At 67.2% G+C, this 17558-nt stretch carries 15 protein-coding genes; 11 read left to right on the top strand and 4 right to left on the bottom strand.

What is annotated here, in order from left to right:
• Window positions 1–237: 237 nt before the first annotated feature.
• Complete coding sequence (locus ARC78_RS14120) at window positions 238–750, bottom strand: methylated-DNA--[protein]-cysteine S-methyltransferase (protein ID WP_054661004.1); 513 nt, start codon at window positions 748–750, stop codon at window positions 238–240.
• Complete coding sequence (locus ARC78_RS14115) at window positions 747–2246, bottom strand: DNA-3-methyladenine glycosylase 2 (protein WP_057506526.1); 1500 nt, start codon at window positions 2244–2246, stop codon at window positions 747–749. Before ARC78_RS14115 ends, ARC78_RS14120 begins: the two co-directional genes overlap by 4 nt.
• A gap of 166 nt (window positions 2247–2412) precedes the next feature.
• Between ARC78_RS14115 and ARC78_RS14110 the strand changes: the two genes are divergently transcribed.
• The 4 genes from ARC78_RS14110 (at window position 2413) to ubiM (ending at window position 5836) form a co-directional block, all read left to right on the top strand.
• Window positions 2413–3525, top strand: a complete 1113-nt coding sequence (locus ARC78_RS14110; RefSeq protein ID WP_054660740.1) for a COG3904 family protein — start codon at window positions 2413–2415, stop codon at window positions 3523–3525.
• 67 nt (window positions 3526–3592) lie between these two features.
• Window positions 3593–4126, top strand: a complete 534-nt coding sequence (locus ARC78_RS14105) for a DUF4019 domain-containing protein (protein WP_096144984.1) — start codon at window positions 3593–3595, stop codon at window positions 4124–4126.
• A gap of 68 nt (window positions 4127–4194) precedes the next feature.
• Entirely contained in the window at window positions 4195–4587 is a 393-nt protein-coding gene (locus tag ARC78_RS14100) for an MAPEG family protein (protein WP_054658469.1), read from the top strand.
• A gap of 67 nt (window positions 4588–4654) precedes the next feature.
• Entirely contained in the window at window positions 4655–5836 is a 1182-nt protein-coding gene (gene ubiM / locus ARC78_RS14095) for a 5-demethoxyubiquinol-8 5-hydroxylase UbiM (RefSeq protein ID WP_054658471.1), read from the top strand.
• A gap of 15 nt (window positions 5837–5851) precedes the next feature.
• Here the strand turns inward: ubiM and ARC78_RS14090 are convergent, their stop codons facing one another.
• The gene (locus ARC78_RS14090) at window positions 5852–6073 is read right to left on the bottom strand and encodes an RNA-binding S4 domain-containing protein (protein ID WP_054658474.1); all 222 of its coding nucleotides are present in this window, start codon (window positions 6071–6073) and stop codon (window positions 5852–5854) included.
• 175 nt (window positions 6074–6248) lie between these two features.
• Here ARC78_RS14090 and ARC78_RS14085 point away from each other — a divergent pair, with 175 nt between their 5' ends.
• From ARC78_RS14085 to ARC78_RS14070, 4 genes are all read left to right on the top strand, one after another.
• Window positions 6249–8183, top strand: coding sequence for a DEAD/DEAH box helicase (locus tag ARC78_RS14085; RefSeq protein WP_054658476.1), 1935 nt, complete (start codon window positions 6249–6251; stop codon window positions 8181–8183).
• 888 nt (window positions 8184–9071) lie between these two features.
• On the top strand, window positions 9072–9869 hold the full coding sequence (locus ARC78_RS14080) for a TlpA disulfide reductase family protein (protein ID WP_054658478.1): 798 nt from the start codon (window positions 9072–9074) through the stop codon (window positions 9867–9869).
• A gap of 22 nt (window positions 9870–9891) precedes the next feature.
• Window positions 9892–10707 (top strand): thiol:disulfide interchange protein DsbG, encoded by an 816-nt coding sequence (gene dsbG / locus ARC78_RS14075; RefSeq protein WP_241772750.1) that lies wholly within the window; start codon window positions 9892–9894, stop codon window positions 10705–10707.
• A 77-nt stretch (window positions 10708–10784) separates the two neighbouring features.
• Entirely contained in the window at window positions 10785–11780 is a 996-nt protein-coding gene (locus tag ARC78_RS14070; RefSeq protein WP_054658482.1) for a cation diffusion facilitator family transporter, read from the top strand.
• A 168-nt stretch (window positions 11781–11948) separates the two neighbouring features.
• Here ARC78_RS14070 and ARC78_RS14065 read toward each other — a convergent pair whose 3' ends face one another.
• A complete protein-coding gene (locus ARC78_RS14065; protein WP_057506525.1) occupies window positions 11949–14012 on the bottom strand; it encodes a 3-hydroxyacyl-CoA dehydrogenase NAD-binding domain-containing protein in 2064 nt (687 codons plus the stop codon).
• Window positions 14013–14251: 239 nt separating this feature from the next.
• Here ARC78_RS14065 and rpoE point away from each other — a divergent pair, with 239 nt between their 5' ends.
• The 3 genes from rpoE to ARC78_RS14050 all read left to right on the top strand — a co-directional run bounded on the left by rpoE (window position 14252) and on the right by ARC78_RS14050 (window position 17415).
• A complete protein-coding gene (rpoE, locus tag ARC78_RS14060) occupies window positions 14252–14872 on the top strand; it encodes an RNA polymerase sigma factor RpoE (protein WP_054660742.1) in 621 nt (206 codons plus the stop codon).
• The gene (locus tag ARC78_RS14055) at window positions 14869–15771 is read left to right on the top strand and encodes a sigma-E factor negative regulatory protein (protein ID WP_096144983.1); all 903 of its coding nucleotides are present in this window, start codon (window positions 14869–14871) and stop codon (window positions 15769–15771) included. The genes rpoE and ARC78_RS14055 overlap by 4 nt, the downstream gene beginning before the upstream one ends.
• 126 nt (window positions 15772–15897) lie before the next feature.
• Window positions 15898–17415: a DegQ family serine endoprotease gene (locus ARC78_RS14050; protein WP_057506524.1), complete on the top strand. Its 1518-nt coding sequence runs from the start codon at window positions 15898–15900 to the stop codon at window positions 17413–17415.
• Window positions 17416–17558: the final 143 nt, after the last annotated feature.

Below are 17558 nucleotides of genomic sequence, written 5' to 3'. Positions count from 1 at the left end.
GAACAGGTTGGGCGTGTGGGTGGCATCCACTTTGTCGGCGCGCAGGCCATCGACGGACAGCAGCAGCACGGTGGGCGGGAGGGAGGGAGCGGAAGCGGTGCGCGGCGTGGAAGCGCAGGCGGCCAGCAGGGCACAGGCCAGTACGGCCGCAGGAAAACGGATCGAAATCATCGCAACATGATACGTCCACGGGATGACCGTACCAATACGCCGTTGGGCGTATTGGAGTATGCCCGGTCAGTCGAAAAGATCCGCCGCGACGGCGTCCTCGATGCCGATTCCTTCCAGCCGTAGCAACGCGGCTTTGGTCGGCAGTCCGCCGCCGAAGCCGGTCAGCGCACCGTTGTTGCCGATCACCCGATGGCACGGCAGCACGATCGGCAACGGATTGCGGCCGTTGGCGGCGCCGACCGCACGGGCCGCGGCGGGGCGGCCGATGCGTTCGGCCAGTTGCCGGTAGCTCCAGGTCGCGCCGAACGGAATCTGCGCCAGTGTGTGCCAGACCTGCAGCTGGAAGTCGGTGCCGACCGGCGCCAGGGCCAGTTCGAACTGGCGCCGTTGTCCGTGCAGGTATTGCAGCAACTGCCGGCGTGGTTCGGCTACCGCATCGGGATCGCATTGCCAGTGCTCGCGGCCGCGGGCGTCGTGGCGGTTCTCGGCGAACAGGATGTGGCGCACGCCCTGTTCATCGGCGGCCACCGTCAGCGGGCCGATCGGGCTGTCGAAGCGGTCGAAGTACACAGGACTCATGCGCAGTTCTCCGGGGAATCCACGGCGGGGGAGGATGGCGTTTTTTCGGGGGCGGCGGCCAGATGCCAAAGATGCAGCACCGCATAGGCGCGCCAGGGACGCCATGGCTGCGAGCGGGCCTCGGTGGCGCGTTCGCCCAGACGCTGGCCTTCTCCCAGCACCTGCTGCAGGACCAGATCACCGGCCGGGAAGGCATCGGGCATGCCCAGCGCCCGCAGTGCCATGTAGTGCGCGGTCCACGCGCCGATGCCGGGCAGGGCGGTGGCCTGCTGGACGAAATGTTCCAGCGTCTGCGCGCGGCTGAACTGCAGCCGGCCCTCGGCGCAGGCGCGTGCCAGCGCCCGCACGGTGGCCGCGCGGCTGCGCGGCAGGCCGATGGCTTCCAAGGGCGCCTCGGCCAGCTGCGTCGGCAGCGGGAACTGGCGGTCCAGGCCCTCGGGCAGACCGTCGAGATGGCCGCCGAACCGCTCGACCAGCCGCCGTGCCAACGTCGTGGCTGCCGCCACACTGACCTGCTGGCCGAGCACGGCGCGCACCGCCACCTCGAAGCCGTCCCAGCCGCCGGGCACACGCAGGCCCGGGCGCTGGTCGATCGCGCGCGCCAGCAGCGGTTCCTGGACAAGGCAGGCGTGCACGGTGGCCAGATCCGCATCCAGATCGAACACCCGCCGCACCCGCGCCACGATGGCCGGGATCGCCCGCGGATCGGTGCCGCCCAGCTGCAGGCGCAGTTCGTGGCGACGCGGATCGGCGCTGACCCGGATCAGGCTGGCACTGCCGTCGATGACGAGCACCCGCCGGTAGCTGTCGGCATCGATCTGCTCGATGCCGGGGATCGCGCGTTTGCGCAGGAACGCGAGCATCGCCGGGAAATCCAGCGGCGGCCGGTAGGCCAGCCGCAACACCGGCTCGCCGCCGGCCACGGCACCGTGCTGGCGGCGTAACGCGCCCGGCGGCATGCCGCAGCCGGCCAGAAACGCACTGTTGAAGCGGCGCAGGCTGTTGAAGCCGGCCGCCAGCGCCACCTCGGTCACCGGCAATGCCGTCTCGGTGAGCAGCTGCTTGGCCAGCAGCAGCCGCCGGGTGGCGTGCAGCTGGGCCGGGGTGGCGCCGAGCCGGGCGACGAACAGCCGCTGCAGCTGGCGCGCGCTCAGCCCCATCGCCGCGGCCAGTGCCGAGACCGGCTGCTCCTGCAGGATGCCTTCGTTGAGCAGCGCCAGGGCCCGGTGCAGGGTGTGGTCCTGCAGCAGGCTGGCATCGTCGGGCGAGAGTTCCGGCCGGCAGCGCAGGCACGGCCGGTAGCCGGCCGCGCTGGCGGCGGCGGCACTGGGGAAGTAGCTGACGTTGCGACGGTGCGGCACCGGCGCCGGACAGACCGGCCGGCAGTAGATGCCGGTGCTGCGTACGGCGGTATAGAACAGGCCGTCAAAGCGCGCATCGCGGGCCAGACGCGCCTGTTCGCATTGCTCGTAGCTGGGCAGGGCGGGGTTGTGCATGGCCCCAGTCTAGGGCGCGGCGGGGACCGGCACTGGCCATTTCCGGACATCGCTGCCGAGGATGAATCCTCGTTTAGGCCCGATTGCGGGGCGGGGGGCTTTGCGCACTAGACTGTCCGCTCTTTCCGGCGCGTGTTGCGCCGTCGCACGGACCTGATTGCTCTCCATGTTGCCCAGATTCTGGTGGTCGCCGTTGTTGTGTGTCGGGCTGCTGGCCTGCAATCCACAGGAGCAGGACAAACAGCCGCTGCCGGACCCGGCGGTGGCGCAGGCGTCCGACGGTGACCATATGGTGTCGATCAACGTCACCGATGTGCCGCGGCCGGCCCCGGTCGCGGTGCCGGCCAAGGACCGTGACTGGCCGGAGGTGGCGCTGGAGAACGACCGGGTCTGGATCAGCTGTGACACCGACTACGCCGGTGAAAACGGCGATGGCGCGGCCCTGGAAACCCTGGAACGCCAGGCCATGGAGACGGCGCTGGCGCCGTGCAAGGAGCGTGGCCTGCTGCGCGTGCGCTATGCCGGCAAGATCAACCCGACGTTCGCGGCGCTGATGGCGCGGCTGGCGATCGTGGCCGAATCGATGGGTATCGACCGGCGCATCCTGGATCTGGATTCCAGCGGCGGCCAGGTGGAAGCGGCGATCGTGGCCGGCGACAGCATCGGCGAGTCCGGCTGGACCATCTGGGTGCGGGAGGGCTCGATCTGCCACAGCGCCTGCGTGTTCGTGCTGGCCGCCGGCGACAACCGTCTGATCGCCGGCAAGGTCGGTATCCACCGGATGATGCGGATCAGTTCCACCGCCACCTCGCGTGCGGAGTTGAACAAGGAGCTGCACGAGGTCTATGACAACGTGAAGGACTACCTGCAGCGCAACGGCGTGGCGGTGGGGGTGGCCGACCTGATGATGACCGTGCCCAACCGCAGCGTGCGTCTGCTCAGTGCCGAGGAACTCAAGCAGTTCGGGCTTGATGGCACCAACGCGGTGCAGGACGATCTGGAGCGGATCAAGCAGATGCGCAAGTGCGGCGATGATTTCGTGCGCCGCAAAGACGCGTTCCTGATCGCCTTCGATCGCGACTGCAAGGCCGAAGGTGCCGATCTGGACGCGGTGAACACCTGTGGCCAGGCGTTGAAGCAGCGGTTCGGATTCCCGGATGAGACCTGCCCGGACGAGAGCCCGTTGTCGGAAATAGATACCGCGCTGCTGGCGCTGCCCTCGTCCCCGGTGCAGGCGGCAGCCACCGCGCAGGTGCCGGGCCCGGCGGCGGTGCACTGAGCAGTAGGCCCATCACATCGGGCGGCATAGACTGCCGGTTCTTCCACGCAACGCCATGGGGTGCATCATGCGGTCCAGTCGTCTGTTGATACTGCTGTCACTGACTTTGCCGGCGGCTGGGTTGCTGGCCCAGACACCACCTCCCGCTGCCGCCAGGCCAGTGGCTGCGCCCGCTGCACCGGCTGCGCGGACCGCCCCGGCGCTGACGCCCGCCCAGCAGGCGCAACAGGCCCGGCAGGATGCGGAGATGACCCGCGCTGCACAGCGCGTGGCGCAGATGATCGATGCCAACCAGGCCGCCCAGGTCTGGGACGGTGCATCCCCGGCCGCCCGCAAGGCCGTTTCCCGCGACCTGTTCGCCAGCAGCGTGAGCGCCGACCGGGCCAAGCTCGGGGCACTGGTGGCGCGGGGCAAGCCGTCCATCACCCGTGTGCAGTATCCCGCCGGCGCCCCGGTACCGGAGGGCATCTACCTCAACGTCAGTTTTCCCACCCGCTTTGCCAACAACGCCCAGCCGGTGCGTGAGCTGGTGTCCTTCCGGCTGGACGAAGACAAGGTGTGGCGGGTGTCCGGCTACAGCGTCAGAGCGGCGGCCGGCTGATCCGGTGTTGTAGGTCAGGCGGGGCCTGGCCCACGGCCAGCCCCACGCATTCATGCGAGGAGGGGACGATGGATATCGAAATCCGCGCGCTGGGCTGGGCGGTGGTGCTGGGAATCTTGCAGATGCTGCTGGCAGCCACTGCCAGCACATCACAGCGCGGGCTCAAATGGAACGTGTCGGCCCGTGATGGCCGGGCGCCTCCCCTGACCGGGGCGGCGGCGCGCCTGCAGCGGGCCTGGGCCAATTTCCTGGAAACCTTCCCGTTGTTCGCCGCAGCGGTATTGGCGGTGGTGCTGCTGCACAGGCAGAACCCCTCCACCGCGCTGGGCGCACAGCTGTACCTCTGGGCGCGGGTGCTCTACGTGCCGCTGTACGCTGCCGGTATTCCCTACCTCCGCAGCCTGGTCTGGGGCGTGGCGATGGCCGGTATCGGAATGCTGGTGTGGCCGTTGTTGACCTGATCCAGATCAATGTCTTGTGGCGGAGGCGGTCTTAGCCTGCACCGGGACAGGAACGAGGGAGCAGGTGATGCAGAGCGTGGATGTGCTGGTGGTGGGGGCGGGCCCGGCCGGGTTGTGCTTGACCCGCAGTCTGGCCGGCAGTGGGTTGTCGGTGGCGCTGGTCGAACAGCAGCCGCAGACGGCATTGGCCACTCCGGCATTCGACGGTCGCGAGATCGCCTTGACCCACGCGTCCCGGCAGATCCTGCAGACACTGGGCATCTGGCAGCGGATCGCGCCGGGCGAGATTTCCCCGTTGCGTCGTGCCCGGGTGATGAACGGCACCTCGCCGTTCGCGCTGGGGTTTGCGGCCGAACGCGAGGGGGTGGCCGAGCTGGGCTGGCTGCTGCCCAATCACCTGATCCGCCGCGCGGCTTGGAAGTCCGTGCAGGCCCAGGCCGGGCTGGAGGTGATCGATGGCACCTCGGTCACTGCGATCACGCCCGGCGTCGAGGCCAATACCGTCACCTTGGCCGATGGCCGGCAGTTGGCGGCGCGGCTGGTGGTGGCCGCCGACAGCCGCTTCTCGGCGACCCGGCGGATGATGGGCATCGGCGCGCAGATGCGCGATTTCGGCAAGTCGATGCTGGTTTGCCGGCTGCACTGTGAGCGTCCGCACCGGCACGAGGCGTGGGAGTGGTTCGGGTATGAACGCACCCTGGCGATGCTGCCGCTGCCCGGCGATCAGGCTTCGGCCGTGATCACCCTGCCGCCCCAGAAGCTGCAAGCGCTGATGGCGATGGAGGAGGGACAGTTCGGCCGCACCGTCACCGGTTTCTTCGAGCAACGGCTGGGACAGATGCAGCTGGCGGGAACCCGCCATGTGTATCCGCTGGTGGGGGTCTACGCGCAGCGTTTCGCCGGTCCGCGCTATGCCCTGATCGGCGATGCAGCCGTTGGCATGCACCCGGTGACCGCCCATGGGTTCAATCTGGGGCTGCAGAGCCAGCACCGGCTGGCGCAGCAGCTGCGTCGCACCGCCGAGGCCGGTGCCGATATCGGTGCAAAGGCGCTGCTAGCCCGGTATGAGCGCGGCCATCGGCTGGCAGCGCGGCCGCTGTACGAGGCGACCAATGCCATTGTCAGCCTCTACAACGACAGCCGCCTGCCCGCGCGTCTGCTGCGGGGCGCGGCGCTGCGCGCGGCCCATGGCGTGGCTCCCTTCCGGAAAATGATTGCCGCCCATCTGACCCAGCGGCAGTCCCTGTGAACAGGGCGGGGCGGCTCAGGCCTCCCCGGTCACCCGGATCAGCACATCGCCCAGCTGCACCTGCTGGCCGGCGCGGATCTTGCACGCCTTGCGCAGTTCCACCGCGCCATCGACCTGGACCTGGCCCTCGCCGATAATCACTTTGGCTTCACCGCCACTGGAAACCAGATCCGTCAGCTTCAGCAGCTGCTTCAGTTCGACGTATTCACGGTCCAGCTCGAATTCGATGGTCTGCATGGTGTTCCCACGATAAAACGGGCGTTATTGTGCGCCAATTGCAGGCCGCCCGGGCGGCCGAGTGCTTGCGCCAGCTGAACGGCCATGCGCCCGCCCCGCGACAACGCAGTGCATTTGGGCGCACAATATGCGTCTTTTCGCCCGCCCGTTCGCGGTGTGGCCCCCGGAGTTACCCATGTCCCAAGAATCCCCCGCACCGCTGCTGTTCGCAGATCTCGGTCTTTCCGAGTCTGTGATGAAGGCGGTAGCCGCAGTCGGCTACGAATCCCCGTCCCCCATCCAGGCTGCCACCATCCCGGCAATGCTGGAAGGCCGTGACGTACTTGGCCAGGCGCAGACCGGTACCGGCAAGACCGGTGCTTTCGCGCTGCCGGTGCTGTCCAATATCGACCTTTCCGCCACCAAGCCCCAGGTCCTGGTGCTGGCACCGACCCGCGAGCTGGCCATTCAGGTCGCCGAAGCGTTCCAGAGCTATTCGGTCGCCATGCCCGGCTTCCGCGTGCTGCCGGTCTACGGTGGCCAGCCCTACGGCCAGCAGCTGTCGGCCCTGCGCCGCGGCGTGCACGTCGTGGTCGGCACCCCCGGTCGCGTGATCGATCACCTCAACCGCGGCACGCTGGACCTGTCCGAGCTCAAGACGCTGGTGCTCGACGAAGCCGACGAAATGCTGCGCATGGGCTTCATCGACGATGTCGAGGCCGTGCTCAAGAAGCTGCCGGAGCAGCGCCAGGTCGCGCTGTTCTCGGCCACCATGCCGTCGGCCATCCGTCGCATCGCGCAGACCTACCTGCGCAATCCGGTGGAAGTGACCATCCAATCCAAGACCACCACCTCGGCCAACATCCGCCAGCGCTACTGGTGGGTGGCCGGCATGCACAAGCTCGATGCACTGACCCGCATCCTGGAAGTGGAACCCTTCGACGCGATGATCGTCTTCGCGCGTACCAAGGCCGCCACCGAAGAGCTGGCCGAAAAGCTGCAGGCCCGTGGCATGGCCGCCGCCGCCATCAATGGCGACATGCAGCAGGCCCAGCGTGAGCGCACCATCCAGCAGTTGAAGGAAGGCAAGCTCGACATCCTGGTCGCCACCGATGTGGCCGCCCGTGGCCTGGACGTGGAGCGGATCAGTCACGTGCTGAACTACGACATCCCGTACGACACGGAAAGCTACGTGCACCGTATCGGCCGTACCGGCCGTGCCGGTCGCAGCGGCGAGGCGATCCTGTTCGTCACTCCGCGCGAAAAGGGCATGTTGCGCTCGATCGAGCGCGCCACGCGCCAGCCGATCGAGGAAATGCAGCTGCCGAGCGTGGATGCGGTCAACGATCACCGCGTCACCAAGTTCCTGGAGCGCATCGGCCAGGCGATGGCCTCCGGCGACACCGATTTCTACCGTGATCTGGTGCAGCGCTACGAAAGTGAAAACAACGTGCCGGCGATCGACATCGCTGCCGCGCTGGCCAAGCTGCTGCAGGGCGATACTCCGTTCCTGCTGGCGCCGCCGGTGCGTACCGGGATGCGCGAGCAGCCGGCTGGCCGCAACGAACGTCCGGCGCGTGACGGCGGTTTCCCGCGTCGTGAGGAGCGTGGCGAGCGTCCGGCCCGGTTCGAGCCGCGTTTCGAGCGTGCTCCGCGGCATGACGAGGGCGAGCGTGCTCCGCGTCCGCCGCGTGGCGAAGGCGAGTTCGGTGAGCGTCCGCGTCGTGAAATGGCGCCGCGCAGTGCCCCGGAAGTCGGCATGGAAACCTTCCGTATCGAAGTGGGCCATATGCACGGTGTGAAACCGGCCAACATCGTCGGCGCGATCGCCAACGAGGCCGGGCTGGAAAGCCGTTTCATCGGCCGCATCGACATCCATGATGACCACTCGGTACTGGATCTGCCGGCGGAAATGCCCAGCGATGTGCTGCAGCACCTGAAGAAGGTCTGGGTGTCCGGCCAGCAGTTGCAGATGCGCCGGGTTGAGGAAGGCGAAGAGCAGGGCGGCGCCGCGCCGTCGTTCAAGCCGCGCTTCAGCAAGAGCGGGCCGAAGCCGGCCGGTCGTCCCGGTGGCCCGGGCGGCCCGCGTCGTGACGGTGGCTTCAAGCCGCGCGGTCCGCGCAACTTCTAAGCCGCGTCCGGCCGTATCCGGTCACCAAGACAGCCCCGGTCCGCCGGGGCTGTCCTGTTTTGGCCGGTGAGTTCGCAATGTGGCGGCGTAAACCCTGTCGTCGGGGTGGCAACGGTTAAGCAGGCATGCCGAGGGATAACTCGGGCGCGAGATGATTGTGCCTACTGTCGACTTGCCGGCCCGGCACCGTGCACGCTGTCTGCATTGATGTGGCGGGTTGCGGTATTCCGGCCCATCACCCACGCTCTGCAATCTGGTCTGAGCAGAATCAATAGGAAGCCCGTTACAACGCTGCGGTGGGCTGGCGCGATGTCTGAGCTGCATCGCGATCTATCGGCATATCCGTCTGTATTGGCGGCTCGGAAGATCACGATGCAAGCGGTGCGTCTGTTTCCGAGAATTTACCCGGCAAGGCGCTGGTCGATCTGCGCTGTGACGTCTGGATCCTGACAGGATGTAGGTCTCGAGCAAGGCGATACGGACAGGTGTACCCGCAGTGCGCGGCTATCGGGCCATGAGGCAAGTGCTCAGCACTTGCGGCGGCTTCGCGTGTCCAGGCAGGCCTTGGGCGGAAGCAGCGAGACCTTGAGCGGTGTGCTGGAGCGGTACTCCGCAAGCAGGAGTGCAGGTTCGAATGTGTCTGCACGATTGCATCCGTTTCGCCCAACTGGCGATCGAGGATGCGCCATGATCTCCAACTGTCCCGAGCGTGAGCTTCATGGCTATTCGGTGGGGCCACTGCGGGGGTTGGTTCAGCCTGAATTGGCTGCTTTCGTCCATGCTGTTAACCATGACTTCTGCTTTTCTGCTCGCACAACCTGCCGGCGCGGGCCGATCGCTTCCACGACTCCTACCTGACAGGCCTGTCAGCGCTGTGGAGCGTGTGTCGTGATCAGTGCCGGTCCATTTCCCTTGATGGCGCTGGTCGCACTGGCGGCGCTGGCAGTGGCCTGGGGCTTGGCGCGGGGAGTGACCGCCGACGCTGGCGGCCTGCGCAGCCGTGTTGGGGCGATCGTGCTGGATGCGTTCCTGTGCGGATTGCTGGCGGCCCGGCTGGTGCATGTGCTGTGGCATCTGCCCGATTATCTTGCCGATCCGGTATCGATTATCCGCTTGGGCGATGGCGGTTTCTCCATCACTGCCGGGATCGTGGTCGCTGCCCTGTACGCGCTCTGGAAGACGCGCCATCCGGTGCCGCGCAAGCCGGTGCTGCTGGGGCTGGTGGCCGGTGCCGCGTTCTGGCTGATCGGCGGCATGGTGTTGTTCGCGGTGCAGCGATCTACGGTGAGCATGCCCGTGGCGGTGCTGGCGGATCTGCAGGGGGCGCCGGTTCCGCTTGACCGTTACAAGGGGCGCCCATTGGTGCTGAATCTGTGGGCGACCTGGTGCGGCCCGTGCCGGCGCGAGATGCCGGTGCTGGTGCAGGCGCAGCAGGCGCATCCGGCGGTGAATTTCGTGTTCGCCAACCAGGGCGAAGTGGCGCAGGAGGTGCTGGACTACCTGCACGCCGAACAGATGTCGCCGGCCAATGTGCTGCTGGATGCCGAGTCGGAGGTCATGCGCCAGACCGGCGCCCGCGCGCTGCCCACCACCTTGTTCTTTGACGCCAACGGGCGTCTGGTCCGCGCCCATATGGGTGAACTTTCACGTGCCACGCTGGAAGCCCGCGTGCGCGAGATCCAATAAACGTTCCATTCCGAGGTTGATGATGATCCGTTCCCGTCCCGCGCTGCTTCTGCTCTCGGCCGCCTTGCTGGCTCCGGCCGCCAGCGCCCGTGACGCCGCCCCGGCGGCGGTACCGGTTGCCGCGAAGGAATCCGCCGATACCGCCGCAGAGCCGGCGGTGGTCAAGACCCTGCGCGCGCAGGGCGTGGAGTTCATGGGCACGTTCGAAACGCCGGTCGGCCTGACCGGCTATGCCGGTGTGGCCGGGCAGGAACCGTTGGCGGTGTATGTCTCGGCCGATGGCCAGTACGCGGTGGTCGGCACGCTGGTCAACGCCAAGGGCGAGGATGTGAGCGCTGCCAAACTCAAGGAGCTGGTACAGGGGCCGATGGGGCAGAAGGCATGGGCCGCAGTGGAGGGCAGCCACTGGATCGCCGAGGGCAAGGCCGATGCGCCGCGCATCATCTATTCCTTCAGTGACCCCAATTGCCCGTACTGCAACCACTTCTGGCAGGCGGCGCGACCGTGGGTGGAATCGGGCAAAGTGCAGATCCGGCAGATCCTGGTCGGTGTGATCCGCGAGGACAGCGCCAACAAGGCCGCCGCGATCCTCGGTGCCGCGTCGCCCGTGGATGCGTTGCTGGAGAACGAGCGCAACTTCGCCAAGGGCGGCATCAAGCCGGCGCCGACGGTCCCGGCCGAGGTGCAGGCCAAGCTGCGCGCCAATGAGATGGCGATGCTTGAACTGGGCTTCCAGGGCACGCCGGGCATCGTGTTCAAGGATGTCAGCGGCCTCGTGCAGCTGCGCTCGGGCATGCCGCAGGGCAAGGATCTGGAAGCGGTGCTCGGCCCACGCTGAGGGATGGCCGCAGCGGCGATGTAATAGTCTCCGCCGCTGGCGGCTGACTAAGCTGACCCGGTTTCCCGGAGTCGATCATGAGCCACGACCACAATCACCTGCCCAGCGAGATCCGCCACGAGAAGCCCCTGTGGTGGGCGTTGGGGCTGACCACCTCCTATCTGGTGGTCGAGGTCATCGGGGCGTTCTGGACCAACAGCCTGGCGCTGCTGTCCGACGCGGCGCACATGGCCACCGATGCGATCGGCCTGATGATCGCCCTGACCGCGGTGCGGCTGAGCCGACGCCCGCCCGATGTGCGGCGGACCTATGGTTACGCCCGGCTGGAGGCGCTCGGTGCGGTGGTCAACGGCCTGTTGCTGGCCGGAGTTGGCGTCTACATCCTTGTAGAGGCCGTGCAGCGCTTCCAGCAGCCGCAGGCCATCGCCTCCAGTGGCATGATGTGGGTGGCCGCGTTCGGCCTGCTGGTCAATCTGATCGCGATGCGCCTGCTCAGCGCCGGCAGTGGCGAGAGCCTGAACGTCAAGGGCGCCTATCTGGAAGTATGGAGCGACATGCTCGGCTCGGTGACGGTGATCGCCGGCGGTCTGGTCATCCATTTCACCGGCTGGACCCTGGTCGATCCGATCCTGGCGGTACTGATCGGACTGTGGGTGCTGCCACGCACCTGGGTGCTGCTGCGCGATGCGATCAATGTGTTGCTCGAAGGGGTTCCCAACGGCGTGGTGCTGGCCGATGTGGGACAGGTGCTGCGGGAGCAGCCCGGGGTTGCCGACATCCACGATCTGCACGTGTGGGCGCTGGCTTCCAGCACGCCGGCGTTGACCGCGCATGTGGTGATGCGTGACGGGCAGGAGGCGGACGTGTTGCGCCGGCAACTGGCCGCCCTGTTGCACGCGCGTTTCGGCATCGACCATGTGACGCTGCAGGTGGAGGTGGACCACTGCGGCGATGACTGCGCGCAGGTGAAGCCGCAGACTGCGGACGATCACGATCACGATCACGATCACGATCACAAAGACCATGCGCATGGGCCGGATCGTCAGGGGCATCATGGCGCGGTGCATCGCTGAGTGTGCGAGAGCAGCCGGCGCCGCGACGCCTGCATCAATCCGGTTGCGGGCCTCCCGCCGAGGTCAGTGACGTCAGCGTCGTCGATTGCCTGCCTTTTAGCGTCGCGGTCCATCCGCAAGAAAAACGGAGCCGTCAGGCTCCGTTTTTCTTTATGGTCCCGCCCCGGATCAGGCCACCGGTTCGCGCAGTACCGGCAGCTCCCAGCCCGGCCGCGGCGCGAAGCGGTCGCCATAACGGCCCTGCAGGGTCTTGAGCTTTTCCACCAAGCCATCGGCACCGGCGGCGCGGATGTGCTGGATCGGGCCGCCGCGGAAGGGGGCAAAGCCGGTGCCGAAGATCACGCCCGCATCGAGCAGGTCGGCATCGGCGACCACCCCGTCGTGCAGGCAGGCCACCGCCTCGTTGAGCAACGGCAGGATCAGGCGATCTTCCAGATCCGACGGCGCCTGGTAGTCCTTGGCCACTTCCGGCTTCACCGCGCGGCCGTTTTCCCACTTATAGATGCCCTGGCCATCCTTCTTGCCGCGCTTGTTCGGCTCGACGGTCGCCAGCGCGGCCGGGATCTGCAGGCCCAGGAACGGCGCCAGCTCCTTGCCCACGCCTGCCGCCACGTCCAGACCCACCGTATCGAGCAGTTCAATCGGGCCCATCGGCATGCCGAACTTGACCGCTGCCTTGTCGATCACCGGACCGGGAATGCCTTCGGCATACGCGGTGGCGGCTTCGAGCATGTACGGGAACAGCACGCGGTTGACCAGGAAGCCCGGGGTGCCGGCCACGGGCACCGGGAACTTGCCCAGCGCCTTGCAGAACGCAGCCAGGCGTCTTTCGGTTTCCGGGGCCATGCCGTCGTGGTGGATGATCTCCACCAGCGGCATCTGTGCCACGGGATTGAAGTAGTGCAGGCCGGCAAACTGCGCCGGTCGCTGGATGTGGTCACGTAGTTCGACCAGCGGAATCGACGAGGTATTTGTGCTCAACAGCGCGCCGGCCTTCATCTTCGGCTCCAGCGTCTGGTACAGCGCACGCTTGGCTTCCGGGTTCTCGATGATCGCCTCGATCACCAGATCGGCCACGGCCACGCCGTCACCGGCCAGATCGGCCTTCAGCCGCGCGACGACTTCCGGGCGTTTGGCCGGGTCTTTCACTTTCTTATCGAACAGCGCCTGCGCGCGGGTCATGGCCGGGTCGATGAAGCGTTGCTCGCGGTCCTGCAGGGTGACGTTGAAGCCCTTGTAGGCCGCCCATGCGGCGATATCGCCGCCCATCACGCCGGCACCGACCACATGCACGTGCTTGATGCCCGAATCCTTGCCGCCCAGACCCTTGAGCCGTTCGGTCAGGAAGAAGATGCGGATCAGATTGCGCGCGGTCGGGCTGCTGGCCAGTTTGACCACGGCGCGGCGCTCGGCGTCCAGACGCTTCTGGATCGGGCTGCCGCCGCTGCGCTCCCAGGTGCTGATCAGCGCGTAGGGCGCCGGGTACTGGTCCTTCTTGGCCTTGCGCGCGACCTGCTTGGCCATCTGCGGGGCCAGGAGCTTGCGGGCCAGGAAGGTATTGGTGGCCCAGGCGGTGGCGCGCTGCTTGAACGGGCGGGTCACGCCGGTCTGCAGCAGCGCGATGGCCGCATCGACCAGCACCGCCGGGGCGGCGACCTTGTCGACCAGGCCAATCGCGCGCGCGGCCGAGGCCGACAGGGTGCGGCCGGTCAGCATCATGTCCATCGCCGCCGGCGCACCGACCAGCTGCGGCAGGCGCGCACTGCCGCCCCAGCCCGGGAAGATGCCCAGCTGGGTTTCCGGCAGGCCGATGCGGGTGGAGGCGTCATTGGACGCCACGCGGTAGCGGCAGGCCAGCGCCAGCTCGGTGCCGCCGCCCAGGCAATGGCCGTGGATCGCGGCGACAGTCGGGCAGGGCAGCTCGGCCAGCTTCTGGTAGACGTTCTGGCCACGACGGATGGCGTCGTTGACCGTACCGCGGCGGTCGAACTCCTGGAATTCCTTCAGGTCGGCGCCGGCGATGAACCCGGCCGGCTTGGTCGAGCGCACCACCACACCCTTGGGTGGATCGATGGCCAGGCGTTCGACGATATCGCCCAGTTCCAGCAGCACGTCCTGCGACATGGCGTTGACCGGACTGTCCTTGCGGTCGAGGCTGAGCACGGCGATGCCGTCTTCGCGCAGTTCGGTGTGCCAATGATTGAAGCGGAGCCCATCGAAGCCTGAAAGCATGGGACGTTCCATCCGGTTGTGTATGGAGAAGATCGCTATGATCCAGAGGTTGTTTCCCCGGCGTCAAATCCCAATGCTTGGGTATGTGATGCGCTCGCGCCGTCTGGCACTCCTGTACACGCTATCCGAACGGGAGTTAAAAGCCGGTGCGCCCCCTTCCGGCGAGGGGACTGAACTTTTACCGCGAGCAGCGGTCTCATTGCCCGACGTCGGTTGGGCTGACAGGAGTGCGGCCCGTTATGGCCGAGGTTGAAACACCGCAGGAGCTGGATCTGGAACTGGTCCGGCGTGTGCAGCGCGGCGAGAGTGCGGCATTCGATGTACTGGTGCGCAAGTACCAGCATCGGGTCATCGCGCTGATCGGGCGTTACATCGCCGACTGGAGTGAATGTCAGGACGTGGCCCAGGACACTTTCGTGCGCGCCTATCGCGCCATCGGGAATTTCCGCGGCGACGCCCAGTTCTACACCTGGCTGCACCGGATCGCGGTAAACACGGCGAAGAACTATCTGGCCGCGCACAACCGGCGACCGCCGACGGACGACATCGACATCGGGGATGCCGAACAGTTCGACAGTGGGACCCGCTTGCGCGATACCGATACGCCCGAACGCGAACTGATGCGGCAGGAGCTGGAACAGACCGTGATGAAGGCGGTTGATGCGTTGCCCGAAGAGCTGCGCTCGGCCATTACGTTGCGAGAGGTGGAAGGTATGAGTTACGAGGAAATCGCGCAGAAGATGGGATGTCCGATCGGTACGGTGCGTTCGCGGATCTTCCGTGCGCGCGAGGCCATCGATGCCCAGCTGCGTCCTTTGCTGGATACCGCCAGCGCCACCCGTGAGCGGAGTCGCGCATGAACCCCGACAACCGTATTCCCGAGCTGATGGACACCCCTGTCGACAAATTCCACGCCCACTACCGGCAGCAGCTGTCGGCGCTGGTGGATGGCGAGTTGGCGCCCGACGAGGCGCGCTTCATGCTGCGCCGGATCGAGCATGACGATGAACTTTCCGGCTGCCAGGAGCGCTGGCAGCTGCTGGGGGATGCGCTGCGTGGCCAGGCCTGTGCGCCGGCTCCGGGCGATTTTGGCCTCAAGGTTCGTCAGGCGATCGCGGCCGACATCGGTCAGTACGGCCCGGTCAGCATGGCGCCGCGGCAGACCGCGTGCAGCGGCTGGCGGCGCTGGGGCGGTGGGGCCGCGTTGGCGGCATCGGTTGCCGCGGTGGCCCTGTTCATGGCCCGCGAGCAGCTGCCGGAAACGGCGATGCCCGACCCGGTCATCGCTACCACGGCACAGATCACCTCGCCGGCGGTACCGGCGGCGACCGGTCCTGCGCCGGGGGTGATCGATGCCGCTGCCTCGGTGGCCTCGGCTTCTGCTGTCGCCGTTGCCGCCGCCCGCCGTCAAGAGGCAACGCGTCGCGGCAGCGCCACGCGCAGCCGGCAATCGGCACGTGCCAGTGCGGTGCGCATGGCCGAGCCGCCGCAGCGGGCGATCGCCGCGGCACCGTCGCTGCCGGCAGTGACACCGATCTCACCGGTGCTGCGTCAGGATCCGTTCGGCAGCAGCGCCAACACCTTGCAAGCACGGCCTTGGCCGCGTTCTTCGGTGGCGCCATCGCTGGGGCAGGGAGCGCTCAATGCCAGCTTCCCCGCGCAGCAGGAACGGAGTGGAACGTTCTACCCGTTCGAGCCGCGGCTGCCCGAACAAGGGGCCGATACGGCCGAATTGCGCCGATTGTTGCCGCGCCAATGAGGGCGGGTTTGCGGCCGCGACCATCGCTGCCGCTGGCCGCTCAGAGGTCTTGCCGGCGTGCCGTCGCAGGCGCGCTGTGATCAGATGTTTCTTGCCGCTTTGACTGAATCGGAGACTCGCATTTTTATGACCCCTCATATTCCTACCAAGGTGTTCGGCCTGTTGGCGATGACTTTGCCGCTGGTGGCCTGTGCGCAGAGTCCGGCTCCGGTCGCGCCCACAGAACAGGTGGCGGCAGCCCGCAACTCAGCCCCTGCGCCGCAGATTGTCAGTGGCCTGCCTGATTTCACCCAGCTGGTCGACCAGGTCGGGCCGGGTGTGGTCAACGTGGAAACCGTGATCGGCGCGCGACGCAACCCGCGGATGGCTGGCTCAGGTCCGGACATGGAGCAGATGCCGGAGTTCTTCCGCCGCTTCTTCGGTCCGGACTTCCAGATGCCGGGGCCGCAGGGTCCGGACAACGGGCCGCGCGGGCGCAGCATGGGCTCGGGGTTCATCATTTCCAACGACGGCTATGTGCTGACCAACCACCACGTCATCGATGGCGCCGAGTCGGTCAAGGTCAAGCTCAGTGATCGCCGCGAATTCACCGCCAAGGTGGTCGGCAGCGACGCCCAGTACGATGTGGCGCTGCTGAAGATCGAAGGCAAGAGCCTGCCGACGGTGCGCGTGGGCGATTCCAACACGCTCAAGCCGGGCCAGTGGGTGCTGGCAATCGGCTCGCCGTTTGGCCTGGACCATTCGGTCACCGCCGGCATCGTCAGTGCCCTGGGGCGCAATACCGGTGGCCAGGAACAGCGCTATGTGCCATTCATCCAGACCGACGTGGCGATCAACCAGGGCAACTCCGGCGGCCCGTTGCTGAATACGCGTGGCGAAGTGGTCGGGATCAATTCGCAGATTTTCTCCGCCTCGGGCGGCTATATGGGCATCAGCTTCGCGATTCCCATCGATCTGGCGATGAACGCGGTGGAGCAGATCAAGAAGACCGGCAAAGTCAGTCGTGGCCAGCTGGGCGTGATAGTGGGTGAAGTGACCAGCGATATCGCGCAGGGCTTCAAGCTGCCTGACAGCCGGGGTGCGCTGGTCAACCAGATGGTGCCCGACAGCGCAGCGGCCAAGGCCGGCATCGAGGTGGGTGATGTGATCCGTTCGGTCAATGGCACCGAGATCAACACCTCCTCCGAGCTGCCGCCGCTGATTGGCGCGATGCCGCCGGGCAGCAAGGTGCGCATGGGCATCCTGCGTGATGGCAAGCCACGGGAGATCACCGTGACCCTGACCGAGCTGGCCGAGGATGCACAGCGTGCCGCCACGACTCCGGGCAGTGCCGACGAGGGCAAGCCGCAGGCCGGCGCCAACGCCCTGCTGGGGCTGGAAGTGGCGGACCTGACCGCCGCCGAGCGCCGCCAGCTGGGGCTGGAGGCGGGTGAGGGCGTGCGGATCACCGCGGTGAACAGCCAGGCCGCGCGTGAGGCGCGTCTGGTGCCGGGCATGGTGGTGCTGCAGGTGGGGCGCACCGCGGTAGGCAGCGTGGCCGCGCTGAACCGCGAGCTCGCCGGCTACAAGAAGGGGGATGTGGTCATGTTGCTGGTGCGGGCGGGCGCAAACAGCGCGTTTGTGGCGGTCCGGGCTGGCGATTGATCCCTTCCGAATACCTGCAGTACCGGACAGGAGCCGCCCTCGGGCGGCTCCTGTCGTTCAGCTGCCGGCCAAACCCTGTGCGAGGGCCGGCCCTAGCATGCGATAATGCCGCGTTATCCTGACGACGCCGCGCGCCGCCGCCA

It is taken from the genome of Stenotrophomonas pictorum JCM 9942 (assembly GCF_001431585.1).
Classification (GTDB): domain Bacteria; phylum Pseudomonadota; class Gammaproteobacteria; order Xanthomonadales; family Xanthomonadaceae; genus Stenotrophomonas; species Stenotrophomonas pictorum.
Note: the sequence above shows the minus strand (reverse complement) of the source record. Positions and strands in the feature narration are given on the sequence as shown.

What these genes read in the sequence shown, in the direction of transcription:
- ARC78_RS14110 (WP_054660740.1), top strand. Translation starts at nt 2,413, where the DNA reads ATGTTGCCCAGATTCTGGTGGTCGCCGTTGTTGTGTGTCGGGCTGCTG.
- ARC78_RS14105 (WP_096144984.1), top strand. Translation starts at nt 3,593, where the DNA reads ATGCGGTCCAGTCGTCTGTTGATACTGCTGTCACTGACTTTGCCGGCG.
- ARC78_RS14065 (WP_057506525.1), bottom strand. Translation starts at nt 14,012, where the DNA reads ATGCTTTCAGGCTTCGATGGGCTCCGCTTCAATCATTGGCACACCGAA.
- ARC78_RS14070 (WP_054658482.1), top strand. Translation starts at nt 10,785, where the DNA reads ATGAGCCACGACCACAATCACCTGCCCAGCGAGATCCGCCACGAGAAG.
- ARC78_RS14090 (WP_054658474.1), bottom strand. Translation starts at nt 6,073, where the DNA reads ATGCAGACCATCGAATTCGAGCTGGACCGTGAATACGTCGAACTGAAG.
- ARC78_RS14100 (WP_054658469.1), top strand. Translation starts at nt 4,195, where the DNA reads ATGGATATCGAAATCCGCGCGCTGGGCTGGGCGGTGGTGCTGGGAATC.
- ARC78_RS14115 (WP_057506526.1), bottom strand. Translation starts at nt 2,246, where the DNA reads ATGCACAACCCCGCCCTGCCCAGCTACGAGCAATGCGAACAGGCGCGT.
- ubiM (WP_054658471.1), top strand. Translation starts at nt 4,655, where the DNA reads ATGCAGAGCGTGGATGTGCTGGTGGTGGGGGCGGGCCCGGCCGGGTTG.
- dsbG (WP_241772750.1), top strand. Translation starts at nt 9,892, where the DNA reads ATGATCCGTTCCCGTCCCGCGCTGCTTCTGCTCTCGGCCGCCTTGCTG.
- ARC78_RS14055 (WP_096144983.1), top strand. Translation starts at nt 14,869, where the DNA reads ATGAACCCCGACAACCGTATTCCCGAGCTGATGGACACCCCTGTCGAC.
- ARC78_RS14050 (WP_057506524.1), top strand. Translation starts at nt 15,898, where the DNA reads ATGACCCCTCATATTCCTACCAAGGTGTTCGGCCTGTTGGCGATGACT.
- ARC78_RS14120 (WP_054661004.1), bottom strand. Translation starts at nt 750, where the DNA reads ATGAGTCCTGTGTACTTCGACCGCTTCGACAGCCCGATCGGCCCGCTG.
- ARC78_RS14085 (WP_054658476.1), top strand. Translation starts at nt 6,249, where the DNA reads ATGTCCCAAGAATCCCCCGCACCGCTGCTGTTCGCAGATCTCGGTCTT.
- rpoE (WP_054660742.1), top strand. Translation starts at nt 14,252, where the DNA reads ATGGCCGAGGTTGAAACACCGCAGGAGCTGGATCTGGAACTGGTCCGG.